A 24,539-nucleotide genomic window follows, 5' to 3' on the forward strand; every position below is an offset into this window, starting at 1 on the left:
ATTCACTGTCCAAGTACTCGTGGAATCAGTGTCCAAGTGGCCGTGGAATGAGTGTCCAAGTCAGCGTGGAATCAGTGTCCACGTGTTCGTGGAATGGGTGTCCAAGTGCGCGCGGAATACGCAGCACTGGATCAAACACGGCCACCTTGATATCCAGCTCGACCAGGGCGGCCAGGCCATCGATGGATTTTCGGAAGTCGACGGGCTTTGGGTAGAGATAGACTTTTTCGACTTTGGCGTCGGGACGCATCATGAGCGGCTGGCTCCTGAGAGGTTTCGGGAGCTCAGCATCGGGGATCAGGTTGGGGCTTGGAATGTGGGGTTGGTGAGGCGGTTACAACCAACCGAACCCGCCGAGCAGGCACTTAAGCACGCGCCACTGTTCGTGTTCGCTGGCAACGATCAGGTCTTCTCGCGGCTGGGCGTTTAAGATTACGCCGACTGTGGCCAACACAATTGAGGATGTCAGAAAGAAAATCATCAAACCGATGCGTCTCGTGCTTGAGGGGGAGGGGGGACAGCGCGAGAGGGCACTTTTAAAAACGACCTGCATTGTAATCGCCACGTTAAAAACAGGCTCAATATGCTCATTTCCAACCGTAAACTCCGCTGCCTAGCCTGTTTTTGCCTTGCGCCAACTGCCTCGCCTACGTTTTCAGAGGCATCAGAGAGGCTCTCATAGGTGATATTGAGGGCTTAATCTATCATGAGAAAATGGAGATAAGCCTAGGAATTACTCCATTTGTATTATTAAGAAGTAAACGACCACTCATTTTGCGCAACTAAACTGATTGCCCAGATTGAGGCGAGCGACCTAGAAATACAAGACACTAAATCGCTTACCTTTTTTACATCAAGCATTTTTAGATTACGAAATAGAACCTGATGAACGCTCGCTTTTCTAAACCTGTATAAATAGCTCAGACTGAACTGTGGGTGATTGCAGAGAGTTGGTAACGAGCTGTTCTCCATCAAGCACAGAGAGAATGTGTTGCGACAGCTTGCCCAAGGCGTACCCCAGCAACGGAGGCACTGCATTACCAATCTGTTTTAACTGTTGCCATTCACTGCCAACAAAAACGAAACCATCATGAAATGATTGTAGGCGAGCTGCCTCTCGAACTGTAATCCATCTATTCACATGCGGATGGATCCACTCACTCATGTCTCGGTGCATCTGAGCCAGAATGGTGTGCGATGGTTGGTTTGGATGCAATCTCCTCCACTTTTCCGGTCGCTTACCATCCCAAACTTCTTTGGGGAGGCTATTCGCTTTCATTCCAGGCTTGAGCAGGGAGATAAGATTGGCTCTGCGAGCTTGGATTTCTTTGGTGTGATGATTATGCAGTGCAGCTGTTTTTTTACCTAAACCGCGTTTTTTCTTAAGCGCCTTGGAGTAGCGCGGACCATCGTAGTCCAGCCTCATATCTTTCATGAACTGTGATGGCTTAACAGTTTTTGGATAGTCTAAAACTTCACCACTGTGAACTATGTCATCTGGAAGATCACCAATCGCCTCGCTCACAGTAACGGCTTTATTTACGCGATATCCGTCTAGCGCCGTCTCGCAAAAAGAATAAAGGTCGAAAGGGAATTCATCTTCATCCCGAGTACCAACAAATATGACGCGCTGCCTAGTCTGAGGCACGCCGAAATCGTCAGCTGAAAGTTGAAGCATTACTGAGTTACTATAACCAAGACTTGCAAACTCCTCCAAAATCAGCCGTTTGAAATAACCCTTATTCATAAGCGCAAGATTGGGAACATTCTCCATAAAGAAGACCCGAGGACGCAAAGCATCAACTATACGAGTATATTGTTTATAGAGCTCGTTTCGCTCGTCATCTAACTTTCTTTGGCCTATCTGGCTAAAGCCTTGGCAAGGAGGCCCCCCGAAAACGAGGTCAACTTGACTCAGCCGGTAATCTTGAATGTGCGATGAGTCATCAGCTAAGAAGCCGTGAACATCGCCTTCAAATAGCGGCGTGCTAGGAAAATTGTGTCGATAAGTCTCGCAAGCAAATTTATCCAGCTCTACGGCGACCTGAATTTTTGTGCCGGCGCTTTCTATACCCTCGCAAAAGCCGCCGCATCCTGAAAACAAGGAAACCGCCGTGGGCATTAGGTTTGACGCCATCACTGTGGTTGGTGCCGGCGTAACGGGGTGACTTTTAGGCATCTTCTCTACCGCAGAAATAAATCAATGGCCAACAATAGCTCGATCAAACCTATCTGTACACCCTATGTGACTCATAGTCCGTGGCCTCTTAATCGACATAGCAGTAGCTTTCCGCCATGAATCTAGCAGACTACTTCGGTCTAGCCATCCGTCGGCACAGAGAGCTTTTGCGCCTCAGCCAGGAAGAGCTAGCCAACAGAGCAAACATTGATCGCACCTACATCAGCGGCGTGGAGCGCGGCGCGCGCAATCCGACCCTCCTCGTCATGCAGAAAATTGCGACAGCTCTTGGTAGTGATCTAGACGTGATTTTTGCTACTGCTCGCGAAATAGCCCATGCTAAGGAAGGTTGATGCCATATTCATTCGATCACGCTACGGTTTGCGTAAACTGTCCTTTCGGAAAGTGCTTTGAAGATAGGCGCGTAAATACTGTTAAAGGACGAGATACCAAATTCCGATTTCGTCAGATGGCCGCAATGAACTGTACTTTCACAGATTTTATGCCAGGTTGTGATAACGACCCTGATCCGACGCGCTCATTTGGTGAGTATCTTACACAGTTTACTAGGAATGCGACCCTAGCTGGTAAAGCACTATTTGGTAGTGACTTCGACGTTAAAACCTCAGCCATTGCAAAAGTTGAGGGGGACGTATTTGAACTTTTGGAGGCAGGCGCCTTCTGGAATGCAGCTACAGCATGGAACAACTTTATGGACTCAGGGGTTTGGGAGTCTAAAAATTTCACAAAGCCAACCCAGACCGTTAATACTCCTACTCGAAAAATTGCAGTCGTGAAACTTCCGAGAGGGTACGACGCCACTAAGCTATTTCGCCCGGAAATTCGCAGTAATATTTTGGCGCATGAAGCAGCACTCAAATCTCGAGGTTTGGCATTAGGATTATCTAGCCCAGATATCGTTGGTGTTCGTCTTCCATTCCCACTCCCTCCAGAGCTTTCATGCTTCACAGAGCCTGCAGAAAGTTTGAGCATAGCGAACCTAGCAAAACTAGAGAGTGCACATAAGCTTTTAGAAGGTAAAATTGAGCCAACAGGCTTCCTATTCGCAGTAGCGGTTAAGAGAACTACTAGGAGCGATCGATTATACCAACCTCTTTTTGAAGCCAATGTTTTAAAATACTTAATTGAAGTAGTATTGAAGGGTGCGGCTTTTAGGTTTTATGCTCACCTAAACTCATTTAAAGGCGCAGATGTAGTTCAACACTATAAAGCTGCATCTTTGATCTCGCTTGCAAGGGGAGGAACGCCTACTAAAGCTGTAGACGAACTTTACTTAGCGACGTCTCCTCGAGATTCTGCGCAATCAATTCTCGACGACTTCCCTCTATTTCATCTCTAGATGTTATCCGATGTATATCCGCATCGAAAACCCTCTGACACAAGATGAAGTATAAATTACTGCAATTTCGCAAACAGACAAAGGCAGAGCTGGCAGGCGCTCAAGACTGTATCTAGGATAAACCCTGTGAAAACTACAACCTTACTTTTTGGTTATTATTCCTAGACGATCACCGATCAGATATAGCTTCAAACTGCATCCATGCTACACACTGCCTGTCAGATAATTATAAAAAGGTAAATCACAGCAAATTTGTTACTCTGCCGGCAGACGCGCCAAGGCACCGGAGAACAAAAAATCCTGATGAACATCCGCAAACTGCATATCAAAGGATTCAAAAGCGTGGCCGATCTGGCCCTAGAAGAGGTGTCGCCGCTTCTGGTGTTTGCAGGCGCCAATGGCTCCGGCAAAAGCAATATCGTCGATGCGCTGGCCTTCCTCGGTGCCGTGGTCAAGCTCGGGGCCGTGCAGGCCAGAACGCAGTTTGGCGGATTTTCTCAGATTCATTGCTTCAAATATCGCAAGGAAAAACGCACAACGATCAGCTTTTCAATAGAGCTGGCGCTGGCGGAAAACGTCTATGACTACAGCCTGTCCCTGCATGCTATGGACAAGGCCCCGCTGATTTCCGAGACGCTGAAAATCAATGATCGTCTTGTCATTGATCGGCGCCAGGGCGCAGACACCAAAGTCTTGCTCAGCGAATCGGCCGGACTGCAAAGCCTGCCCGATTACCCGAAAGACATGACCGCGCTGATGCTGCTTGGGCAGAGCCCGCTCTATGCGTTTCTGACCAACCTGAAGGTCTTTCGCATCGACCCGGTGGCGGCCAAGGAACCCGATAGCTCAACCACCGACACCAGTGAGCTGGACGCTCATGGCAAGAACGTGGCGACCATCCTGTCGGTGCTCGAAAAGAATCCGGACTTCAGGGATCAGATACTGGAATGGCTGGAGCTGATCGTACCAGGCATGGAGGGCGTGTCGACCGAAAAGCAGCGACTGGATGGATCGACCGTGATTACCTTCCGTGAAAGCGGAACGAAAGCCCGCTTTCCGGCAAAACTGGTTTCGGACGGCATGATCTATGTGCTCTGTATTCTGACGGCGGTGCTGAGTCGCGCCCGTCAGAGCGGCATCACTATTATCGAAGAGCCAGAGCGCGGGATTCACCCCAAAGCTATCGGCGAACTGGTGCAGCTTATTCGGGAAAATGCTTCTGCCAAGCATCCTGTGCTCCTGACCACGCACAGCGAATCCATCGTCAGAAACCTGGAAACCACCGAGCTGTATTTCGTCAGCAAGCAGGACGGCAAGACTCGCGTGCAGGCTGCGGCCAGCGCGGGTGTAGATAAAGCAAAAATTCCGCTGGATACCGCCTAGCTAACCAATCTGGTTGATGCAGGCCTGCCATGATTGGGATGCTTGGGATCTCGGATACTGGCTCGCCACACACAGCAACGTCTAAGCTGGCTCAGTAGGTTGCCGCCGCCGCAAAAAATCAGACCGGCGCTGCCGGCCCACTCAAACCCAACACATCCTCAAGCGCCTCCGCCATCAACTGTGCCGCATCCGTCCCAAGGTGCTCTGCCTGCACCAGCGCGATCAACGTAATCGGACTCACACCCAAAACCTGAGCAAGGTCACCGATAGTCCCCAGCGTTGGCGAATATTGGCCTTTCTCCAGCATCCGGACATAGCGCTCGCTGACCACCGCCCCGAAATCTTCCTGTGTCATTCCCTTGAGTCGTCGCAAGCGTCTGAAGGTTGTGCCGAAGGCAACGTTGTAGTCCATCAGTGGCTGCTCAAAAAATAAGCATTCAACACGTTGCATGGAAGCCACAACAGGAAGTATATTTCCGGTAGCCGCACAGAGTCACGCAGCCTGTCCCAGGCTTGCGCAATCAACCACGAAAAATGAAAACGCCACACTGGCGCCGACAGCACCGGCTTGCCTAAAAAAAGCCAGCGCCCCCTTACCCCATCAATCATGCAAGGAAGCATCCATGACCTCTTTCAAAACCAAGCTCACCCTCACCCACCTGCCAAAGCTACCCCCGCGCCCCGAACATGCCGCCGATCATACCGGTAAGCGGCGTGGACAAATGACCGCAATCGCCTGGTCCCGCCCCAGCCGCTCAGGAAAAGGCACCGTCTGGCTATGCCGCTGCGATTGCGGGCTGTTCGAATATCGACGCCCCGGCACATGGGTCAGCAAGCCGTTTCCCGATGACCTGTGCCATATGTGCCAGCGTGCGAAAGGCGCCAACGCACGAGCCGCCGCCCCGGAACGTCTCCAGCGTTGGGTGGATGGCCTACGCAGCCTGGGCCTGACCGACACGGAAATCACCCACATTCAGTCGCTGGGCATGCAGGTCGAAACCAAGGGCAAAACCGCTCTGGAGATTCGTGGGCAATTGGGCATGATCTAGCGTAGTGCCTCAGAAATAACGTAGCTCATGCAAGCGATGCCATTGCATCGCAGGGGCTCGTATTTACTCAATTCAGCCACACAAAAAGGCCCAGGTAATAACCTGGGCCTTTTTGGTTTTTGGACCGCTTAGTGCCTGCGTTTCCAAAGTGTTGCTGAAAAGGCGATCAAGCCCTTTGCACTCACGCAGCGTCCAGCTTCTTGGCCTCATCAACCCCGGCACTGGTCAGCTTGATCGGAAACTCCAGCGCCGAGGTCTTCGGGTCAACCGGGGTGCCGTGAATGAAATTCTCGTGCTGGAAACGCCTGATCACTTCCACCACCGCCTTTTCGCCCCGGTAGTTATCCAGGATTTCCTTGCCCAGACCACTGGGATGGGCATGCAGCAGGCGGGTCAGTACTTCGCGTTCCAGTTCTTGATGTTCCATACGTACCTCTGGGTCTCGTGTAGGTATTCGTTGGAAATGTCATAAGCCTTCAAGTGCAGTCCGGCAGACGAACGGTTGTTCTCCTTAGATGGCAGTGGTCAGGTACCCGCCATCCACCGGCAGAATCACGCCGTTCACAAACGAAGCCGCGTCCGACGCCAGAAACGCAATCACCTTCGCCACCTCTTCCGCGCTGCCAAAGCGCTTCATGGGCGTGCGCGACAGCAAGCGGTCGATTCTGGGCTGGTCGTCGATTTTCGCCAGCAGCGGCGTGGTGATCCAGCCCGGTGCCACGGCGTTGACGCGGATGTGATCGGCGGCGTAGGCCTCGGCGAGGGACTTGGTGATTTGCACGATGGCGCCCTTGGCCGCCGAGTAGGCGACGAGTAGGCGACGAGTAGGCGACGAGTTTGCCGCCACCGAAGTAAGAAAACATCGAGGCGATATTGATGATGGAGCCGCCCTGTTTGGCCAGCAGCGGATACGCCAGGTTGATGAGTCGGTAGACGGCGTTGAGTTGCACCAACAGCACTTGATTGAAGGCCTCCCACTCCATCTCCTTGTCACCCAGCGTGCCGCCGGCGGCGGGTACCAGAATGTCGAGGCGGTCGAGGCTTTTGATAACGTTCTTGAGTGCCTCGTCATCGGTGACGTTGACTTCGCGAAGGTCGAGTTCAACCCCGGCGCTGACGGGGGTGACGTCGGCGCCCAGTCCTATCGCCACGACCCTGGCGCCGTGCCGAGCCAGGTATTCGGCGGTCGCCAGGCCGATGCCCGAGGTGCCGCCGCTGACGAGTGCGACCTTACCTGCAAACAGATTGCTGTTGAACATGGTTTTCGTACCTCATGGGGTCAGTTAAACAGCGCGGCACTTCACAGACCAAGCAAGGCGCCGACGTTGAGCGCCACTTGCAGGCCAATGACGAAACCGTTGTTGCTCAGTTGCGGCGCGCCGGGGTTGTAGAAGTTGTCCGGGTTGATCACGTACTGGACGCTGGGCTCGATAGACAGGTGGCGGGTCAGGGCAAAATGGCCGTTGGCTTCCAGGGCGTAGACATTGCGCTCGCCCATTTCCGGGTCGCCACCGGCGGCAATGCGCAGGCGTTGCTGGAACTGCAACTGGTGAGCGTTGACCTGCAGGTAGCTGGCCTTGAAATTGAGCTTGTCCTGCACGCGGTCGAAAGGCGCGAGGTAGGTCAAGCCGGCTTCGGCGAAGTGGCTGAAGGGTTGTTTGTCGTCGGCCGCCGCTGACAGCGAGCCGAAGGCTTGCACGCCTTGTTGCCCGCCGCGCCACAGGGTCTGGCGAAACTTGAAGAAGCCGCCAGCGGTGCCGTGTTCGCTGGTGCCAGTCAACGGATCGACCTGCTCGGACGAGTTGAAGTAAGCGTTGAGTTCGTACTGGGTGGTATCACTGCCGGGTTTGCTGCCGATGCCGATCAGAAAGCTGGTGCCGCTGGCGTCGTCCGTGCTGAAGTCGAGGCCTTTGCGCTTTTTCAGGTAGTCCACCGGGTTGGACTCGAACACCCCGCCATGCACATAAAAAGCAGGGCTCATCTGATACTTCAGGTAGCCGCCCCAAGCGCCGAAGGGCGGCGGCAACATGCCGGTTGAGGCATCCAGAATCGGATCGGTGCAGGTGACAGCCGTCTCGCAGTTATAGATGTAGAAATAGCGCCGGGCGTTGGTACGGCCAATGTGCATGTCGAGCTGACCGTCGAGCCATTTCTGCTCGTAGGTCAACAGGCTCAGCTGGTTGCTGGTGATGTCGTTGTGCAGGGGAGCACCGGCAAAGTAGCTGCCCGCAGCGCCTTGCCATTCATCACCGGTTGGCTGGCCGGTGCCTTGGTCGAGGATGAACAGGGTTTGCTCGAAGTGCAGCGCCGCGCCGTCCAGGCCACTGAGCGTGCCCAGGTTAACGTCGGCGCCGACGTACAGGTTGCCGCTGTTACCAAAGCTATGCGGACGCGTGCCGATGTCCAGATTCTTCATGGACAGGTTGGTGAACTGCACATGGGGCTGGATGCCATAGCCGGCCCATTGTGCGCCCAGTTCGGCCAGTGGACCTTCACGGTCCTGCGCCCAAACCTGGGGGTATGCCAATGCCGCGAATACGCACACGCACAAACGGATGAGAAGACTCATGATGGGAACTCATTTTTTATTGTTGTTGTGAAGAGCAAATCGCAGAGGACGCCTGTGATCGGCGTTGCAACACCGCAGGGGCGGTTTCCTTGAGAAGCAGTGACAGCGCTGCCGCCAGCAAGGCACCACCGCAGGAGATCCACATCACGATCGACAGCCCGAACCGATCGGCCGCAAAGCCTGCGACGGTAGGGGCCACGAAGCCGCCGACCAGTTCGCCGATACCCATGATCATGCCCAGCGCCGTGGCCATGACTTCACGCGGGACGGTTTCGGCCGGGATGGTTGCCATGAACAGCTTGACATCCTCCCCCACCTCGCCTTGTTAGGCGCCGGCTTTCGCCGGAAAGGAAGGGGATTCCCTACGGCGTCAGCCGACCTGAGTCGGCTGCTCGCTTCGATGGGTTCCTGCTGCTGGCGGCACTGAAACACCACTCACTTCACAGGCGATCCGGCCAAGTGTCCTGGCCTTTGAGCAGTTCAATCCACGCTCACGGATATTCTTTGAAGCCACCAGATCGGCGTTCTCTGTGTGACCGCAGGCCACGCAGAGAAACACGCTCTGGCTTTTTCGATTGTCTGCATGGGTATGGCCACACGTTGGGCATTCCCGACTCGTGTTGGCCGCTGGCACCGCCACCAGCCATCCACCTTGCCAGGCGGACTTGTAATCGAGCTGGCGGCGAAACTCGCCCCACCCCTGATTCAGGATCGACTTGTTCAGACCTGACTTGGCCCGCACGTTTCGACCTAGCTTCTCCAGACTTCCACTGGCCGAACGACTCATGTTTTTGACCTGCAAATCCTCAACACACAGCATCGCGTGGTTTTTGCTGATGCTGTTCGAGGTCTTGTGCAGGAAGTCGTTTCTGACGTTGGCAATCTGGACATGAATCTTCTGGACACGTGACTTGGCGCGCTTCCAGTTGCTGCTGAATTTAACCTTGCGACTCATCTGACGCTGAGCTTTGGCAAGCCGGTGCTCGTGACGCTTAAAGCACGATAAAGGCTGTACTACAGTCTCTTTCTGCCCATCCCACAGCGTGGCGAATCTGACGATTCCAAGGTCAATTCCTACTACTGTGGCGGCAGGGTGACTAGGTTCTGACACGCCACGGTCTGTCAGGATCGAAACGTACCAATGGCCAGCCTTGAGGCTAACGGTGACGTTTCTGATCAGGCCGAGCACTTTGCGGCTTTTGCGAAATTTCAGCCAGCCGAGTTTCGGTAGCAGGATCCGCTCGTCAGCCTGGTCGAGCCTGATTGATTTGGGTTGTGGGAATCTGAAACTGTCGCGAGATCCCTTCTTTTTGAATCGAGGAAAACCGGAGTGCTTGTCGATAAAACGCTTATGAGCGGTTTCCAGATCACGAAGAACTTGCTGCTCAATGTCAACCGAGGCCTCGGCGAGCCACGGTGTTTCCGGGCTGTTTCGCCACGCCGTCAATTCTTTGCAGAGTCCTGCATAACCCAGCTTCTTTTCACCGGCTGCATGTCGTTCCTGCTGAAGCGCCAAGCCCTTGTTCCAGACCACGCGAACGCAACCAGCGAATTTCTTCAAAAGAACTCCCTGATCAAATGTTGGCTCAAGTCGGAATTTGTAGGCTTGCAGTCGATTCATCATGATTACTGGCTGAATATACAGCCTTAGACTATCACCGCTTTGCGGTGAGCGCTATTCCTCCCCGACCTGAAGGACGGGGCTTCCCGCGTATTGTGGCGAAACAGCCAAGCCCGGTGTAGGTCAGCACCATCAGGATGCCAAGCACGAGCGGCGAAGGCGCATACAGCAGCGCGACCGGGCAACAGGCGGCAATCAACGAGAACAACACCAGAGTCGGACGCCGGCCGAGGCGGTCGGAAATGCTCGGCACGACAAAGCCCCAGATGACCCAGGCGGCGCCCAGGCAGCTCATGACCGCGCCCATGCTCGGCGGGCTGTAGCCGCGAACACTGACGAGAAACGTCGGGGTGAACGAGATCAGGATGACGAACCAGGTCAAAAATACGCAACTGATCAGCGTACACAGCACGATGTTGCGGCTCTTGAGCAAAGCCAGCCGATTACCGCTAGGTGCCGCGTTCGCAATCGGTGCCGGGCGCGGTTCGTCCTTGCGCACATAGCGCCAGATCAGCCAGGCAATCAGCAGCCCGGGCAGCAACGACACGATGAACGCATGTCGCCAGCCATACGCCTCGGCCAGCGCAATCAGCACCGGCGGGCCAATCACCGCGCCCAGCAACCCCGCTGCCGAGCCCTGCAGCAGCCCCATGTTGAGGCCGCGGCGGTGCGGCGATGAGGCCTCGACCATCAGCGATTGCGACAACGGCAGGATCGGCCCTTCTGCCAGGCCCATGATGGCGCGAAACAGCAACAGGCTGAGAAAACCTGATACCAGCCCAGAGAGCGCCGAGCACAGGGAAAACAGGATGACGGCTACCACCAGGATCGGCTTGCGCACACCGCGACGGTCTGACCAGGCGCCCACCAGCGCACCGGAAACTGCCCACGCCAAGGCCAGTACCGAAGACAACATGCCAAGGTGGCTATTGCTCAGTTGCAGTTCATCGGCCATGAACGGAAACAGGAATGACAGGGCCAGACGATCAAAAAACACAAACCCAAACGTCAGGAACAACACGCACAACAGGGTATTTTCATAACTGGCTTTATTATTGTTTTGAGCCATGGTCGTTCTCCGCAGAACAGGGTTTAACGGAACAGACGATCGACAGCATCAGCCCCCAGGCCGACCTTTTCGTAATGTTCACGGCACAGGGCAATGTAGGAGCGCACATCGAAGTAACCGTCGGGCTCGCCTTGATCATCGAGCCAGATCAGCGGCCCCTTGACGATGAAGAACACGCGCATCGGTTCTTCATGTTCGTAAGCCACCAGGGTGTGGCCTTCGCCGGGCGTTTCATAAACGAAGTCGCCAGCGGTCGCGGTCCAGTCGTGTTCCAGATAGCCCCATTTACCCGAGAGCGTGTAGGCGAACACTTCGTGCGGGTGGTAGTGCCGATTGACCAGGCCGGCACGGCTGGACATCAGGATGTCGCACCAACGGTTTTCGCTGGGGGAGATCCACAAGGGTCGTGAAGAAACGGTCTCGGTGAAGGGCACATAGAGCAGCAAGTCATCGCTGGCGGCATTGGGCAGATAAACCTCGGGCCTGGCATCGGGCTTGAAGCAGTTGGCGATGGGCTGCAGGTCTTTCCAGAACTCGTTACGGGCTAATTCGGGCATGTTCGGCCTCTGCTTGTTGGATGGCTGCTTGTTGAATTGCAGGGCCACTCTAAGACCAGAAAGACAACGCGGTTTGATCGAAACGGACGTCATTGTTGTCTGCATCGGACGGGTATTTTTGCGTCGGCTTTTGCTTGCGCAATGAGTTGACAGCGGGTTGGGACGGGCGGTTAATTGGCCTCGGCCATACCCTGTTAGCCGCCTTACACGGACGCGAGGCAGTCAATAACGAGAATAATAAAATGACTCGACCTGCCCTTCTGCTCGACACCCGACGTGCCAGTACCGATGCGCTTCCCGTTGATCAGCGCGTGGCCTTCTGGGAGCAATACAACGCCTCGACGCTGGTGGGTTTGAAGTGTTCTTCTTTCAGCGAAACCGGCTTTAGTGCGCGGGAAGATAATCTGAGTCTGCAACACCTGCGGGTGGCTCATATTGTCGGCAACCAGCATGTCATCGAGCGGGACGGTTCAATGATTCGCTCGGTGCCCAAAGAGTCGGTGTTCGTATCGCTGGTGATGGGCAGTGCCTCGTTTTTCTTTCAAAACGGCACCTGTCATTTGCTCGAACCGGGCGAGCTGATGGTGTATCGCACCGACACGCCCTACCTGTTCGGTTTTTCGGCGGCGATGCACAAGTTTATCTTCGACATACCTCAGGATGTTTTTGCGTCCCACTGTTTGCGACGCTTTGACAATGCCTTGAAGATCAGCGCCAACACCGGCACCCAGCGGCTGCTATTACGCACACTAAGTGAACGCACGGGCGGCTTTTTCGAGCAGCCACTCAGCGAGGGGGCAGAGAGCTTTCAGCAGGACACGCTTGAACTGCTGGGCACTATCATTGCCGGCCAGACCGGAAACCGGCGCATCAACGCGCTTGGCGCTTCCTACTTGCTGGCGGCCAAACAATGCATCCTCAAGCAACTGGCTGACCCCGAGTTGAGCTGCGAACGGGTGGCCGCTCAAATCGGCGTTTCAACCCGGCACCTGGCCCGGCTGTTTGCCTTGGAAGACACCCAGCCTCATCGCTTCATTCTGCAGATGCGCTTGCAACGTGCGTTTCAGTTATTGAACAGAGGGCAAGACAAGGGGCTGGATATTGCGGAGGTTGCCTATCGGCACGGGTTCAGCAGCCAGGCGCATTTTGCCCGAGCCTTCAAGGCGCACTATGGGCGCACGCCCAGTGAGGTGCGGGCGGCGGCGAAGGAAACTCCAGCGCCGAGATCTGCGGATCGACCGGGCTGCGCTGAGTGAAGTTTTCATGCTGAAAGCATTTGACAGACGTAGCGCATGCATGCTCAAACCGTCCTCGGTCCAAGGACAGCGGACAGTGCTTACGAAGCTGCCCAAACGCTGAAAATACCTTTGACATCCCAAAAATCTGCCAGTGGACCTTGTCCACGCTTTATGGAATGTGGACAGCAAGCGGATTAGTCCTGTCCACAGCACAAGAGCTGTATTTCCTACACGCTCGACTGAAGACTCATCAGCACTGTAAGGGTACTTCCACCTGTCACAGCAGCATCTCGGCTCTTGTAAAAATATGCAGCACTGCATAACATTTCACGCAACACACCCGCCATGCCTAGGGTTGCTTCGGCAGCTACGCACAAATTGAGCGGGTTTTTTATGCCCGGTGTTTTTTCAGCATGAAGCCTTTCCAAAAATCAGCCATTGACGTTCCTGCTCAGTTGGTCCTGCTTGAACAGCGCGGCCTGAGCATTCAGAACGAAGCCAAAGCGCACTGTTTCCTTGAAGCTGTCAGTTTTTTTCGCCTTACGCCATACATGCGCCCGTTTCAGGTATCGAATGACCCAGAGCATGGTTTCAAAGCCAATACGAGCCTGCGCGAACTCACTCGTCTGTACGACTTTGACCGACGCTTGCGATTGCTGGTTATCGATGCCATCGAGCGCATCGAAGTCGCTGCACGTGCTGCTATCAGCAATCACATGGGGCCTGTTCACGGTGCTCATTGGTATTTGCAGCGTTCGCTGTTCCAAGGCAGCTATCGGCACCAGGAATTGCTCGATGCCATTCGAGGCAAACAAGAAAGGGCCCGCCATGACCATCAGCGCGAATGTCGACGTATTGATTCTTCCCAAGCGTCTGCAGAACGTAAACAACAGCTCAGGAATCTGCGCGCAAAAGAAAGCTATGCTCGCCACTACGCACTGAACTACGACGCCCCAGATCTGATGCCCGCCTGGGCCGCTATGGAAGAGATTACTCTCGGCGACCTCTCGCACCTGTTCAAAGGTTTGGCTCGTGATGCCGACAGGAAGGCCATTGCCCGACGATTGAACCTGCCAGGTCCGCTGCTACAGTCGTGGCTGCATACGCTGACCACCATCCGCAATATCTGCGCTCACCATGCTCGATTATGGAATCGCGAGCTGGGTATTCGTCCTGAGCTACCGAAGACCATTGCCTTTCTCTGGCCTGAATATCTACAGCAGCCAGGACAACATGTACGCGTATTCACTGTGCTGTGCATTCTCAACCTGCTAATGCGTCAGGTCAGCCCACACACCCGTTGGGACAGACACTTGCATGAATTGCTGACTGAGTTTCCTGAGGTATCCCTGCCTGCAATGGGCTTTCCAGCAGATTGGCAAAAAGACCCATTCTGGCACCTGCCCGCCTGACATCTGGTTCGATGTACCGTCTACCGGGCTCAAGTGACCGACAAGCAATTCATTTCGGCGTCTGACCAAACGCCTTGAGCACCGTCAACAAACTGGTCAGGTTATCGGCAACACCCGCTTGCGCCACCGCCTCGGTGCCCTTGGCCCCGGCGGTGGTGTCCAGGCTATAGATCTGCATCACGCCTTGATTGGTCGCTGCCTGGGCCAGGGTGTTCTGTTGTTGCTGCGCCGTGACCGCGTTCTGGAACATGATCGAGGTCGCGTGGGAAACGGACTGGTACAGCGTGCTGAGCGCCATGGCCGGGGCTTCGCCCACGACCTTGACGTTGGACTGGGTAACAGCGTCGGTGATTTGCGAGTTAACAGGCACCATGAATCACACTCCTCGACTGAACAACTCAATGGGTATCCACGCGTTCAAGCGTAGACCTTTTCCCCATCAAACCAACCCGTTCTCACACACAAGACCCTGCACAAAACACTGCAAATTACCCAGCGTGATCCCGGCAATCTGCTCCAGCGCCTCAACGGTGAAAAATCCCTGATGCCCGGTAATCAGCACATTGGGAAAGGTCGTCAAACGCAGGAAAACCTCGTCGTCGATGTGATCACTGGAGCGGTCCTTGAAGAACAACTGGCTCTCTTGCTCATACACATCGATGGCCAGTGCGCCCAGCTGCCGGGACTTGAGTGCTTCGATCACCGCCAGGGTGTCGATCAGCGCACCACGCGAGGTGTTGACCAGCATCGCGCCGGGTTTCATCGCGCTCAGGGTTTCACTGCGAATCAGGTGGCGGGTGTTTTCAGTCAGCGGGCAATGCAGGCTGACGATGTCCGATTCGGCCAGTAACTGCTCCAGCGTCACGTACTCGCCCAGCGCCTTGAAGGTCTCGGCCTCGAACGGATCGAAGCCCAGTACCCGGCAGCCGAAGCCTTTGAAAATCCGCGCGGTGGCCAGACCGATCTGGCCGGTGCCGATCAGCCCGACGGTCTTGCCGTGCAGGTTGAAACCCAGCAGCCCGTCGAGCATGAAGTTGCCTTCGCGAACCCGGTTGTAGGCGCGGTGGGTGTGGCGGTTGAGGGTCATCACCAGAGCCAGCGTGTGCTCGGCCACCGCTTCCGGTGAATAGCCGGGCACACGGGCGACGAACAGGCCCAGGCGTTTGGCGGCATCCAGATCGACGTTGTTGAAGCCGGCACAACGCAACAGGATCGCGCCGACGCCATAGGCCTTGAGTGCTTCGAGTACGGTGACATCGAGCTGGTCGTTGACGAACACGCAGATGGCATCGAAGCCCTGAGCCAGGGCGACGGTGTCGGCGCACAGGCTCGGGGCGAGGTAGGCGAACTCAAAGCCCGCCCCCGAAAAGTCCCGTTGCAAGGCCTGGTCGAAAAAGCGCCGGTCGTAGGCTTGGGCACTGAACAAGGCGATTTTCATTGGGCAGCTCCGGGTTTGGGTTCAACGGTCCTGGTCAGGAATATCACCCATCAACGAGCGGCGCACGTCGTTATCTTCGGTCATCTCGAACCACATGCCGTTGAGCACGGCAAAGGCGGCGGCCAGCGGCAGGCCGAGTAGCCAGGCGAAATACCACATAGGTCAGCTCCTTTTATCAATACGCGTGATTTTTCGGGTCTTCGATACCGGCCACATCGACCTTGCCCCACAGCACTCTGTAGACCCAGGTGGTGTAGGCCAGGATCAGCGGCAGGAAAATCGCGGTGCTGACCAGCATGATGAACAGGGTCATGTGGCTGCTTGACGAGTCCCAGACGGTCAGGCTGAAACGCGGATCGACGGTCGACGGCAGGATGAACGGGAACATCGAGGCGCCCACTGAGACGATGATCCCGGCAATGCCCAGACCGCTGGCCAGAATCGTCAGGTTGTCGCGCCGGGTGCGCATCAGCACGAAGGCCAGCAGCATGCCGATAAAACCCAGCGCCGGTGCAATCAAGGTCCAGCCGTGTTGAGCATAGTTGTGAAACCACACGCCTTCGGCCACGACGGCGGTCTTGTACAGCGGGTTCGACGGGCCGACCGGGTTGATGGTCGAGGTGATGCTGTAGCCGTCGATCCATTGCCACAGCGCCAGGCCCGCCACGGCGTAAAGCACCACGGTCAGCAATGCGCTGACGCTGCCCACCGCACGGGCGCGGGCGGCGACGGCGCCGTCGGTCTTGATCCGCAGCCAGGCGGCGCCGTGGGTCACCAGCATGCTCACCGAGACCAGCCCGCACAGCACGGCAAACGGGTTGAGCAGGCCGAAGAAGGTGCCGTCGTAGTGAATGTGCATTTCCGGGGTCAGGCGAAACGGCACGCCGATCAGCACGTTGCCCACCGCCACGCCGCAGATCAGCGCCGGCACGAAACCGCCGACGAACAGCGCCCAGTCCCAGGCGTTGCGCCAGGCTTTCGACTCACGCTTGCTACGGTATTTGAACGCCACCGGGCGCAGGATCAGAGCCACCAGAATCACGAACATCGCCAGATAAAAACCCGAGAACGACACCGCGTACAACTGCGGCCAGGCGGCGAAAATCGCGCCGCCGCCGAGCACCAGCCAGACCTGATTGCCTTCCCAGGTCGGGCCAACGGCGTTGATGATCGTGCGCCGCTCGATGTCGGTCTTGCCAATGAACGGCAGCAGCGCGCCGGTGCCCAGGTCAAAGCCGTCCATCACGGCAAAGCCGACCAGCAAGGTGCCCAGCAGCACCCACCAGATGACACGCAAGGTGTCGTAGTTCAGCAACTCATGGAGGATCATGGGCTTACTCCGCAGGCTTGAAAACGGGTTGACGGGTGGCCACTGAGGCCAGGCTCGGCCGGGTGCCGTGCAGTTGCTCCGGCTCAAAGTCCGGACCGTGCTTGATGGCCTTGATCATCAGCTTGAGTTCGATCACCAGCAGCACGCTGTAGATCGCCACAAAGCCTGCGATGGTCAGCAGCAGGGTTTTCACCCCAAGGTTGGAGACCGCCACGGCAGTCGGCAGCACGCCTTCGATGACCCACGGTTGACGACCGTATTCAGCCACCAGCCAGCCGGCTTCGATGGCCACCCACGGCAGCGGAATGGCGCAGACGGCCAGTTTGAGCAACCAGCGATGCTGCTCCAGGCGATGACGCGCCGACAGCCAGAAGAACACGGCGGTCAGGACGATGAAGAACATGCCCAACGCGACCATGACCCGGAACGACCAGAACAGCGGCGCCACTTGCGGCACGGTGTCCCACGCAGCCTTCTTGATCTGTGCGTCGCTGGCCTGGCGCGGATCGTCGACATAACGCTTGAGCAGCAAGGCGTAGCCCAGCTCGCTGCCGTTAGCTTCGAAGGCCTCTTTCAGCGCCGGTGAAATCGTGGTGGTCGAGCCTTCGGCGCGGATGTTTTCCAGCGCGTCGTAGGCAAGGATGCCGCGACGGATACGTGCCTCGGCGCTAACCACCAGTTCCTTGATGCCGGGCATTTCGGTGTCCAGAGAGCGAGTACCGATCAGGCCCATGACCCACGGGATGTGAATCGCGTAATGGGTTTCCCGCGCCTCCTGGTCAGGGAAACCAATGGCAGTAAATGCAGCCGGTGCAGGTTCGGTTTCCCACATGGCTTCGATGGCGGCCAGCTTCATTTTCTGGTGTTCGCTGGACAGGTAACCGCTCTCGTCACCCAGCACCACCACCGACAACGAAGCGGCGAGGCCAAAAGAGGCGGCCACGGTCATCGAGCGCTTGGCGAGGTCGACATGCCGGCCCTTGAGCAAATACAGCGCCGAGATGCCCAACACGAAAATTGCGCCGCAGACATAGCCCGCCGACACGGTGTGGACGAACTTGGCCTGGCCGACCGGGTTGGTCAGCACCGCATAGAAATCGCTGACTTCCATGCGCATGGTCTGCGGGTTGAAGGCGGCGCCTACCGGGTTTTGCATCCAGCCGTTGGCGATCAGAATCCACAGCGCCGAGAGGTTGGTGCCCAGCGCCATCAGCCAGGTGACCAGCAGGTGCTTGACCCGGCTCAGCTTGTCCCAGCCGAAGAAAAACAAGCCGATGAAAGTCGCTTCCAGGAAGAACGCCATCAGCCCTTCGATGGCCAGCGGTGCGCCGAAGATGTCGCCGACGTAGTGGCTGTAGTAGCTCCAGTTCATGCCGAACTGAAACTCCATGACCAGCCCGGTGGACACGCCGATGGCGAAGTTGATGCCGAACAGCGTGCCCCAGAAACGGGTCATCTGCCGCCAGATTACCCGGCCGGTCATCACGTAGATGGTCTCCATGATCGCCAGCAGGATCGACAGCCCCAGCGTCAGTGGCACGAATAAAAAGTGATAGAGCGCGGTCAGCGCGAACTGCAATCGCGACAGACTGACGATGTCCAGGTCCATGCCATTTTCCTCTAAGGGGTTACATTCGATTCGTCAAAACAGGGTGTTCAGTCGGGGCTCTCAGTCGGGTCTTAGCCCGGCCAGTACGGCGTCGTACCCGGCACTGCCGCGTGGCCAGCGGGCAACGATGCGCCCGCCGTGCAGCACGATCAGGCGGTCGGCCAACACCGCCTCGCGGCGCAAATGCGTGGCCAGCAGCCAGGCGCGACCGAGGCCTTGGCGGCTCAGTTGATTCAGCACCTCCCCGGCGGTGTCGGCGTCGAGTCCTTCGCTGGGTTCGTCGAGCAGCCACAGCGGTGCCTCGCGCAGCAGCAGGCGCGCCAGCGCCAGGCGCCGGGCCTGACCGCCAGACAGCCCGAGGCCGCCCTCGCCCAGGCGCGTATCGAGACCTGCCGGCCAGGCGCGCAGCGTGTCGGCCAGCCCGGCGTGGTCCAGGGCCTGCCAGAGTCGTTCATCGGTGGCCTGCGGGCAGGCCAGCAACAGGTTGTCGCGCACGCTGTCCTGAAACAGCTCGGTGCGCTGGGTCAGCCAGCCGTGGGCGCCGTTGACCCGCAAAATGCCGGTGCGCGGTTGCAGTTCGCCGGTCAGCAAGGCCATCAGCGATGACTTGCCTGCCCCGCTGCTGCCGACCAGCGCCACCCGCTCGCCCGTCTGGATATGCAGATCGATACCGTGCAGGCAGTCGTGCGCCGCCCCCGGATGACGGGCCTGAACATTGCGCAGTTGTACGTGGACCTCGCTCGCCAAGGGTTCAGCGCTGGTGCCCGGCTGGCGGTCGGTGTGCAGTTGCGGCCCCACGCGCCGCGCGGCCAGCGTGGTGCGCCCCAGCTCCAGCGCGCCACGGCGCAGGGCGGCCAGCGGCTCGGTCATGGTCAGCGCGACCAGCATCGCCAATACCGCGACCGGTACCTCGATGACGTTGATCGACACCAGCCAGCCGCAGACCAGCAGGGTCAGTGCCAGCAACACGTTGCCCAGCAAGCCGAAAGCGACAGCGGCGCGGTTGTCCAGGCGGTTGAGCTGGTCATCGCAGCGCGCCAGCCGTGCGTCGGTGTCCTGAATCGATTGACACTGCGCGGCCAGTCGCCCGGCCATCAGCAAGTCGGTTTGCCCGGCCACCAGATCGGCAGCCTGGGCGCGCAGGGTTTCCGTCGCCCGCGCCCGGGCATGCGCAGGCCGCAGCGAACCCAGCCAGGTGCTGCGCAGCACGATCAGCGTGGTGAAACTCATCGACAGCAGGACACCCACGCCCAGCCATGCATGGATCAGCCCGAGGGTGAGCGCGGCGGCCAGGGTGGCGGCAAGCGCCGCCAGCAGCGGCACCAGCACGCGTAAATACAACGAGTCCAGCGCATCGATATCGCAGGTGATGCGAAACAACAGCCGCGCCGGGCGCAAGGCCAGTTCCCGCGCGGCCTGCGGCTGCGCCCAGCCCAGAAACAGCCGCACGCGCAATGCCGCCAGTACCGCGAGGGTCGCCTCGTGGGTCGCCAGCCGCTCGCCATACCGGGCGACAGTACGCCCCAGGGTAAACAGGCGAATGCCCGCCGAGGGCATGAACACATCGAATGCCAGGGCGCTGGCGACGCTCAGCCCGGCAATCGCCGTGGCGCTGATAAACCAGCCCGACAAGCCCAGCAACGCCATGCCGAATAACACCGTGACGGCAGCCAGCGCAGCACCGGCCAACAGCAGGCTGCCGCGCTCGTGCCAGAACAGCCGCGCGACCGGCAGCAGTGCCTTGAAGGAACGACGGCTCATGACAGCGCCTCCATCACCCGCTGTACCGGGCGGGCGGTCAGCGTCTGCATCGATACCCGACGCTGCATCGCGTCGGCCAGCAACGGGTCGTGGGTGGCGACGATCAGCGTGCGGCCTTGCGCCAGTTGCAACAGGGCCTGAGTGACCTCGAATGCCGTCTGGCGGTCCAGGTGCGCAGTGGGCTCATCGGCCAGAATCAGGCAAATCGACGGATCGGCGGCAATCCGCGCCAGCGACAAGCGCAGCGCTTCGCCACCCGACAGGCCCAGCCCGCCCTCGCCCAGTGTCTGACCGGCACGCGCCTGTTCGACCTGCGCCAGACACGCCAGCGCCAGCGCAGCCTCGACCTGTGCACGCCCTGCGCCGGGGCGTCCGAGGGCCACGTTATGTTGCACGGTGCCGGCAAAAATATGCGGTTTCTGGCCAATCCAGCCCACCTGCCCCGGTGCGACATTGAGGCTCATCTGCCCTGACTGTAACGGCAGGAGCCCGGCCACGGCCGCCAGCAAGGTGGATTTGCCACTGCCGCTGGGGCCGGTGATCGCCAGATGCTCGCCCTTGGCGACCTGCAATGACAGGTGCGCGAACGCAGGCTGTGCGGCGTCTGCATGGCTGACGCTGACGTCTTGCAGGCAGAGCATCAACGCAGGGGTTTGCGCATCGGTCGGCGCACGGACTGGCAACGCGGTGCCGCGCTCGCTCAGTTCACGCAATGCCTGCAAGGCAGCCTCGCCGGCGGCGCGGTCGTGCCAGACCGCCGACAGATCACGCAACGGCTCGAAAAAGCTCGGCGCCAGCAACAGCACAAACAGTCCCTGGCCCAGGCTCAAGGTCTGGCCCCAGGCACCGAATGGCAGATAGCCAAGCAGATGAAAACCGATGTACACCGCGACCAGCGCCACACCCAGTGCCGAGAACAGCTCCAGCACCGCCGAAGACAGAAAGGCGATGCGCAGCACACGCATCGTGCGCTGGCGCAGCGACAGCGCCGAGGCCTGCAAGCGCTCGGCGGTGGCATCGACGGCGGCGAAGGCGCGCAAGGTGGTCAGGCCGCGCAAGCGGTCGAGGACAAAGGCGTTCATGCTGCCCATCTCGACCCACTGCGCCTCGCTGGCCGCCTTGGCGCGCCAGCCCACCAGGGCCATGAACAACGGAATCAACGGCGCGGCCAGCAGCAAGACCAGTGCCGCCACCCAGCTGTACCAGGCCACTGCCAGCACGATCAGCATCGGCAAGGTCATCAACCGTTGCCGCACCGGCAGGTAACGCAGCAGATACGGCAACAGCGCTTCGGTCTGCTCGGCCAGCACACTGGCGGCCAGCCCCGACGGCGCCCGCCGGGTATCGAGTGGCGAACGCCCGGCCAGTGCCGCTACAGCCTGTTGGCGCAGTGCACTCAGGTACAGGCGCGCGGTGCGATACAGCAAACGCCCGCCCCAGGCATCACTCAGGGTGCGCAGCACGCCCAGCACCAATAACGCGCATGCGGCCGGCCAGACCACTGCCATGCCGCGCCCGTCGAGCAAGCCTTGTACCGCCCACGCCAAAACACCGGCCTGCACCAGCCAGAGCAACGCGGCTACGGTTTGCAGCAGTGCGCCCCAGCCGCTGGGCTGGTAATCCAAGGAACCGGAAAGGCGGGCAGTTTTCACGAGAGGCCACTGTTTGGCTGGAGAAGATGCGGGCGATGTCTGACAGACCGGTCGCCGATGCACACATGCTAAGCCAGCGGGTTGGGGGGATTACTGATCCAGGTCAATGGCGAATTGCCAGCCAGCATCGCAGACTGCACCGCCTGTCGCGCCGGGCAGCGGCCCAGCGGGCATGCTTCTCGCATCCGCCAGTGCAACGCACGTCAATCGAACGTTCTTCACCAGCACGCACTGCGTACGCACCAAAAGGCGACACACCCATGCTCAGGAATGCACCGTTACGCACCAAACTGCTGCTGATCCTTCTCTTGCCACTGCTAGGCTTCCTGGGGTTGGCCACTGTGTTTGTGGCCGACAACTACAAGACCCTGCGCGACATGAACAATACCGTGGCGGCCAGCGACACCGCGCACCAGATCAGCCGTCTGATCACCTCGCTGCAGCGCGAGCGCGGCGCCAGTGGTGTGTATCTGGGCAGCAAGGGCCGTTCGATGGGAGACCGGCTCAAGAGCATCCGCCAGGAAACCGATCAGGCGCTCAAGGCCACCCAGGCGCTGGCCAGTGCCGACAGCGCGCAGCTCGACAAGACCCTGAGCGCGCTGCAAAACCTGGCAGACACCCGCCAGCAGATCGACGCGCTGACTCTCAGTAGTACCGACTCCGGCGCCCGTTACACCCAGACCATCCAGACCCTGGTCGGCTACACCCATTCGCTGGAAGCGAGCATCAACGAGCCGTCGATCATTCATGCCCTGAGTGCGCTCAACCAGTTCATCGAAATGAAAGAGCGCGCCGGCCGCGAGCGGGTGATCCTCGGTCTGGCCTTCAGCCAGGACCATTTCGATGCCGCGCTGCTGTCGCGCTTCAGCCGTAATCTGGGTGAGTTCACCGCCTACGCGGAAAACTTTCGCCGCAAGTCCCCGGACGATCTGCTGCGCCAGCTCGACACTCGCCTGCAAGACCCCAACGCCGTGGAAGTAGCCCGGCTGCAACGCCTGGCCTTCGAGGTGCCGCTGGGCCAGCCCTTGGGCATCAAGGCCGAGACCTGGTTTGAAACGGCCACAAAACGCATCGACCTGATGGGTGAAGTCGAAGAGGCGCTGGGCAAAGACGTCGGCGAACTGGCTGCACGCGAACGCGACCAGGCCAGCCGCGCCTTGTGGCTGACCCTGGGCGCCGTGCTGATTGCGTTGCTCGCCGTGATGGTGCTGTCGTACCTGATCATCCGCATGATCAACGTCGCCGTGACTGACGTGAACGGCGTATTGCTCAGCCTGTCGCAACGCGACCTGACCGCGCGGGCGAGCTACCAGAGCGGGGATGAGTTCGGGCAGATTTGTACCAATCTCAATCGCATGGCCGAAGAAATCACCGGCGTCGTGCAGGAAATCAACAGCGCCACCGCGCAAGTGGCAACGGCGGCCGAAGAGTCTTCAGCGGTCACCGTGCAGACCAGCCGCAGCGTCGAGCAACAGCGCCAGAGCACCGAACTGGTCGCCACCGCAATCACCGAAATGAGCACCACCGTGCGCGACGTCGCCCGCAGCACCGGCGATGCGGCGCAGCTGTCGCAGCAACTCAACCAGAACACCGCGCAAGGCAGCAGCGAGGTGCAGAACACCATTGAGCTGATCCGCCAGTTGTCCAGCCAGGCGCAAGACACCGCGCAGATCATTGGCGAACTGAAACAGGAGAGCGACTCGATTTCTTCGGTGCTGGACGTGATTCGTGGCATCGCCGAACAGACCAACCTGCTGGCGCTTAACGCTGCCATCGAAGCCGCCCGCGCTGGTGATCACGGCCGTGGCTTTGCCGTGGTCGCCTCGGAAGTGCGCACGTTGGCGCAGAAGACCCAGGAGTCCACCGGCAACATCCAGCAGATGATCACCCGCCTGCAGACCGGCTCCGACCGCGCCACCAGTTCCATGCAGCAAACCCTCGACAAGGCTCAGGCCGGCGCCCGCAACATCGGCCGCGCCGGTGATCTGCTGGCCGAAATCGCCGAAGGCGTGTCGAGCATCAGCGACCGCAACATCCAGATCGCCTCGGCCGCCGAAGAACAAAGCGCGGTGGCCGACGACATCAGCCGCAACGTCAACGAGATCAACGACCTGGTGATTCAGGTCAGTGCCGGCGCGCAACAGACCGCCGTCACCAGCCAGGAACTGGCGCGGCTGGCCGAGTACCAGCAAGAGCTGGTGGGACGCTTCAGGATCGCTTGATCCGCCCGCTGCAGCCGCCGCAATTGCGCACATCCGCTCAAGCATTGCCGCGCTGCTCACCGCCATAGTCGGGCGCTCATCCACTTGTGA

22 protein-coding genes and 3 pseudogenes are annotated in these 24,539 nt (G+C 58.5%); 8 read left to right on the top strand and 17 right to left on the bottom strand.

The features are described from left to right. Positions 1 to 430, top strand: a 430-nt coding sequence (locus ACYP2A_RS05180) for a hypothetical protein (protein WP_459743369.1), incomplete at its 5' end; no start/stop codon positions are given. A gap of 471 nt (positions 431 to 901) precedes the next feature. On the opposite strand, the gene ACYP2A_RS05185 is transcribed toward ACYP2A_RS05180, so the two are convergent. Next, a complete protein-coding gene (locus ACYP2A_RS05185; protein WP_459743371.1) occupies positions 902 to 2,179 on the bottom strand; it encodes a DNA cytosine methyltransferase in 1,278 nt (425 codons plus the stop codon). Positions 2,180 to 2,295: 116 nt separating this feature from the next. Here ACYP2A_RS05185 and ACYP2A_RS05190 point away from each other — a divergent pair, with 116 nt between their 5' ends. The 3 genes from ACYP2A_RS05190 (at position 2,296) to ACYP2A_RS05200 (ending at position 4,922) form a co-directional block, all read left to right on the top strand. Beyond that, complete coding sequence (locus ACYP2A_RS05190; protein WP_459743373.1) at positions 2,296 to 2,532, top strand: helix-turn-helix domain-containing protein; 237 nt, start codon at positions 2,296 to 2,298, stop codon at positions 2,530 to 2,532. 125 nt (positions 2,533 to 2,657) lie between these two features. Then, on the top strand, positions 2,658 to 3,539 hold the full coding sequence (locus ACYP2A_RS05195) for a Cfr10I/Bse634I family restriction endonuclease (RefSeq protein ID WP_459743375.1): 882 nt from the start codon (positions 2,658 to 2,660) through the stop codon (positions 3,537 to 3,539). Positions 3,540 to 3,842: 303 nt separating this feature from the next. Continuing rightward, positions 3,843 to 4,922 (top strand): AAA family ATPase, encoded by a 1,080-nt coding sequence (locus tag ACYP2A_RS05200; protein ID WP_459743377.1) that lies wholly within the window; start codon positions 3,843 to 3,845, stop codon positions 4,920 to 4,922. 118 nt (positions 4,923 to 5,040) lie between these two features. On the opposite strand, the gene ACYP2A_RS05205 is transcribed toward ACYP2A_RS05200, so the two are convergent. Continuing rightward, positions 5,041 to 5,373: a helix-turn-helix domain-containing protein gene (locus tag ACYP2A_RS05205; protein ID WP_459743379.1), complete on the bottom strand. Its 333-nt coding sequence runs from the start codon at positions 5,371 to 5,373 to the stop codon at positions 5,041 to 5,043. A gap of 172 nt (positions 5,374 to 5,545) precedes the next feature. On the opposite strand from ACYP2A_RS05205, the gene ACYP2A_RS05210 reads away from it, so the two are divergent. Beyond that, the gene (locus ACYP2A_RS05210) at positions 5,546 to 5,971 is read left to right on the top strand and encodes a hypothetical protein (protein WP_459743381.1); all 426 of its coding nucleotides are present in this window, start codon (positions 5,546 to 5,548) and stop codon (positions 5,969 to 5,971) included. Positions 5,972 to 6,152: 181 nt separating this feature from the next. Here the strand turns inward: ACYP2A_RS05210 and ACYP2A_RS05215 are convergent, their stop codons facing one another. The 8 genes and pseudogenes from ACYP2A_RS05215 to ACYP2A_RS05250 all read right to left on the bottom strand — a co-directional run bounded on the left by ACYP2A_RS05215 (position 6,153) and on the right by ACYP2A_RS05250 (position 11,787). After that, positions 6,153 to 6,398 (bottom strand): hypothetical protein, encoded by a 246-nt coding sequence (locus tag ACYP2A_RS05215; protein ID WP_459743383.1) that lies wholly within the window; start codon positions 6,396 to 6,398, stop codon positions 6,153 to 6,155. 84 nt (positions 6,399 to 6,482) lie between these two features. Then, complete coding sequence (locus ACYP2A_RS05220; protein ID WP_459743582.1) at positions 6,483 to 6,965, bottom strand: SDR family NAD(P)-dependent oxidoreductase; 483 nt, start codon at positions 6,963 to 6,965, stop codon at positions 6,483 to 6,485. Beyond that, positions 6,850 to 7,230, bottom strand: a pseudogene (locus ACYP2A_RS05225) (SDR family NAD(P)-dependent oxidoreductase); the annotation flags it as partial. The pseudogene ACYP2A_RS05225 and the gene ACYP2A_RS05220, both read right to left, overlap by 116 nt. 41 nt (positions 7,231 to 7,271) lie before the next feature. Further along, a complete protein-coding gene (locus ACYP2A_RS05230) occupies positions 7,272 to 8,540 on the bottom strand; it encodes a carbohydrate porin (RefSeq protein WP_459743385.1) in 1,269 nt (422 codons plus the stop codon). Between the two features lie 16 nt (positions 8,541 to 8,556). Next, a pseudogene (locus tag ACYP2A_RS05235) lies at positions 8,557 to 8,838 on the bottom strand (MFS transporter); the annotation flags it as partial. 72 nt (positions 8,839 to 8,910) lie between these two features. Continuing rightward, positions 8,911 to 10,161: an RNA-guided endonuclease InsQ/TnpB family protein gene (locus tag ACYP2A_RS05240; protein WP_459743387.1), complete on the bottom strand. Its 1,251-nt coding sequence runs from the start codon at positions 10,159 to 10,161 to the stop codon at positions 8,911 to 8,913. 43 nt (positions 10,162 to 10,204) lie between these two features. Continuing rightward, positions 10,205 to 11,230: pseudogene (locus ACYP2A_RS05245) on the bottom strand (MFS transporter); the annotation flags it as partial. A 23-nt stretch (positions 11,231 to 11,253) separates the two neighbouring features. Next, entirely contained in the window at positions 11,254 to 11,787 is a 534-nt protein-coding gene (locus ACYP2A_RS05250; protein WP_459743389.1) for a 2,4'-dihydroxyacetophenone dioxygenase family protein, read from the bottom strand. Positions 11,788 to 12,029: 242 nt separating this feature from the next. On the opposite strand from ACYP2A_RS05250, the gene ACYP2A_RS05255 reads away from it, so the two are divergent. Then, the gene (locus tag ACYP2A_RS05255; protein WP_459743584.1) at positions 12,030 to 13,043 is read left to right on the top strand and encodes a helix-turn-helix domain-containing protein; all 1,014 of its coding nucleotides are present in this window, start codon (positions 12,030 to 12,032) and stop codon (positions 13,041 to 13,043) included. A gap of 395 nt (positions 13,044 to 13,438) precedes the next feature. After that, complete coding sequence (locus tag ACYP2A_RS05260; protein ID WP_459743391.1) at positions 13,439 to 14,437, top strand: Abi family protein; 999 nt, start codon at positions 13,439 to 13,441, stop codon at positions 14,435 to 14,437. Between the two features lie 49 nt (positions 14,438 to 14,486). Here ACYP2A_RS05260 and ACYP2A_RS05265 read toward each other — a convergent pair whose 3' ends face one another. From ACYP2A_RS05265 to cydD, 7 genes are all read right to left on the bottom strand, one after another. Next, entirely contained in the window at positions 14,487 to 14,810 is a 324-nt protein-coding gene (locus ACYP2A_RS05265) for a RebB family R body protein (protein ID WP_459743393.1), read from the bottom strand. A 66-nt stretch (positions 14,811 to 14,876) separates the two neighbouring features. Beyond that, complete coding sequence (locus tag ACYP2A_RS05270) at positions 14,877 to 15,875, bottom strand: 2-hydroxyacid dehydrogenase (RefSeq protein ID WP_459743395.1); 999 nt, start codon at positions 15,873 to 15,875, stop codon at positions 14,877 to 14,879. 21 nt (positions 15,876 to 15,896) lie between these two features. Beyond that, positions 15,897 to 16,034, bottom strand: a complete 138-nt coding sequence (cydX, locus tag ACYP2A_RS05275) for a cytochrome bd-I oxidase subunit CydX (protein WP_459743397.1) — start codon at positions 16,032 to 16,034, stop codon at positions 15,897 to 15,899. Between the two features lie 16 nt (positions 16,035 to 16,050). Further along, positions 16,051 to 17,205, bottom strand: a complete 1,155-nt coding sequence (gene cydB, locus ACYP2A_RS05280) for a cytochrome d ubiquinol oxidase subunit II (RefSeq protein WP_459743399.1) — start codon at positions 17,203 to 17,205, stop codon at positions 16,051 to 16,053. A 4-nt stretch (positions 17,206 to 17,209) separates the two neighbouring features. Continuing rightward, positions 17,210 to 18,814, bottom strand: coding sequence for a cytochrome ubiquinol oxidase subunit I (locus tag ACYP2A_RS05285; RefSeq protein WP_459743401.1), 1,605 nt, complete (start codon positions 18,812 to 18,814; stop codon positions 17,210 to 17,212). Positions 18,815 to 18,874: 60 nt separating this feature from the next. Next, positions 18,875 to 20,575, bottom strand: a complete 1,701-nt coding sequence (locus ACYP2A_RS05290; RefSeq protein WP_459743403.1) for an amino acid ABC transporter ATP-binding/permease protein — start codon at positions 20,573 to 20,575, stop codon at positions 18,875 to 18,877. Continuing rightward, positions 20,572 to 22,227 carry a thiol reductant ABC exporter subunit CydD gene (cydD, locus tag ACYP2A_RS05295; protein WP_459743405.1) on the bottom strand — a complete coding sequence of 552 codons (1,656 nt, stop codon included), beginning with the start codon at positions 22,225 to 22,227 and terminating at the stop codon, positions 20,572 to 20,574. Before cydD ends, ACYP2A_RS05290 begins: the two co-directional genes overlap by 4 nt. Before the next feature lie 260 nt (positions 22,228 to 22,487). On the opposite strand from cydD, the gene ACYP2A_RS05300 reads away from it, so the two are divergent. Next, positions 22,488 to 24,449 carry a methyl-accepting chemotaxis protein gene (locus ACYP2A_RS05300; RefSeq protein ID WP_459743406.1) on the top strand — a complete coding sequence of 654 codons (1,962 nt, stop codon included), beginning with the start codon at positions 22,488 to 22,490 and terminating at the stop codon, positions 24,447 to 24,449. The last annotated feature ends 90 nt before the right edge of the window (positions 24,450 to 24,539 follow it).

This window comes from Pseudomonas sp. 3A(2025) (assembly GCF_054589175.1).

Excerpts from the sequence above, each read along its gene's own strand:
- cydB (WP_459743399.1), bottom strand. The coding sequence starts at position 17,205 with ATGATCCTCCATGAGTTGCTGAACTACGACACCTTGCGTGTCATCTGG.
- ACYP2A_RS05270 (WP_459743395.1), bottom strand. The coding sequence starts at position 15,875 with ATGAAAATCGCCTTGTTCAGTGCCCAAGCCTACGACCGGCGCTTTTTC.
- ACYP2A_RS05195 (WP_459743375.1), top strand. The coding sequence starts at position 2,658 with ATGAACTGTACTTTCACAGATTTTATGCCAGGTTGTGATAACGACCCT.
- ACYP2A_RS05250 (WP_459743389.1), bottom strand. The coding sequence starts at position 11,787 with ATGCCCGAATTAGCCCGTAACGAGTTCTGGAAAGACCTGCAGCCCATC.
- ACYP2A_RS05265 (WP_459743393.1), bottom strand. The coding sequence starts at position 14,810 with ATGGTGCCTGTTAACTCGCAAATCACCGACGCTGTTACCCAGTCCAAC.
- ACYP2A_RS05285 (WP_459743401.1), bottom strand. The coding sequence starts at position 18,814 with ATGGACCTGGACATCGTCAGTCTGTCGCGATTGCAGTTCGCGCTGACC.
- ACYP2A_RS05255 (WP_459743584.1), top strand. The coding sequence starts at position 12,030 with ATGACTCGACCTGCCCTTCTGCTCGACACCCGACGTGCCAGTACCGAT.
- ACYP2A_RS05185 (WP_459743371.1), bottom strand. The coding sequence starts at position 2,179 with ATGCCTAAAAGTCACCCCGTTACGCCGGCACCAACCACAGTGATGGCG.
- ACYP2A_RS05205 (WP_459743379.1), bottom strand. The coding sequence starts at position 5,373 with ATGCAACGTGTTGAATGCTTATTTTTTGAGCAGCCACTGATGGACTAC.
- ACYP2A_RS05215 (WP_459743383.1), bottom strand. The coding sequence starts at position 6,398 with ATGGAACATCAAGAACTGGAACGCGAAGTACTGACCCGCCTGCTGCAT.
- cydX (WP_459743397.1), bottom strand. The coding sequence starts at position 16,034 with ATGTGGTATTTCGCCTGGCTACTCGGCCTGCCGCTGGCCGCCGCCTTT.
- ACYP2A_RS05230 (WP_459743385.1), bottom strand. The coding sequence starts at position 8,540 with ATGAGTCTTCTCATCCGTTTGTGCGTGTGCGTATTCGCGGCATTGGCA.
- ACYP2A_RS05210 (WP_459743381.1), top strand. The coding sequence starts at position 5,546 with ATGACCTCTTTCAAAACCAAGCTCACCCTCACCCACCTGCCAAAGCTA.
- ACYP2A_RS05200 (WP_459743377.1), top strand. The coding sequence starts at position 3,843 with ATGAACATCCGCAAACTGCATATCAAAGGATTCAAAAGCGTGGCCGAT.
- ACYP2A_RS05240 (WP_459743387.1), bottom strand. The coding sequence starts at position 10,161 with ATGAATCGACTGCAAGCCTACAAATTCCGACTTGAGCCAACATTTGAT.
- ACYP2A_RS05260 (WP_459743391.1), top strand. The coding sequence starts at position 13,439 with ATGAAGCCTTTCCAAAAATCAGCCATTGACGTTCCTGCTCAGTTGGTC.
- ACYP2A_RS05290 (WP_459743403.1), bottom strand. The coding sequence starts at position 20,575 with ATGAGCCGTCGTTCCTTCAAGGCACTGCTGCCGGTCGCGCGGCTGTTC.
- ACYP2A_RS05190 (WP_459743373.1), top strand. The coding sequence starts at position 2,296 with ATGAATCTAGCAGACTACTTCGGTCTAGCCATCCGTCGGCACAGAGAG.
- ACYP2A_RS05300 (WP_459743406.1), top strand. The coding sequence starts at position 22,488 with ATGCTCAGGAATGCACCGTTACGCACCAAACTGCTGCTGATCCTTCTC.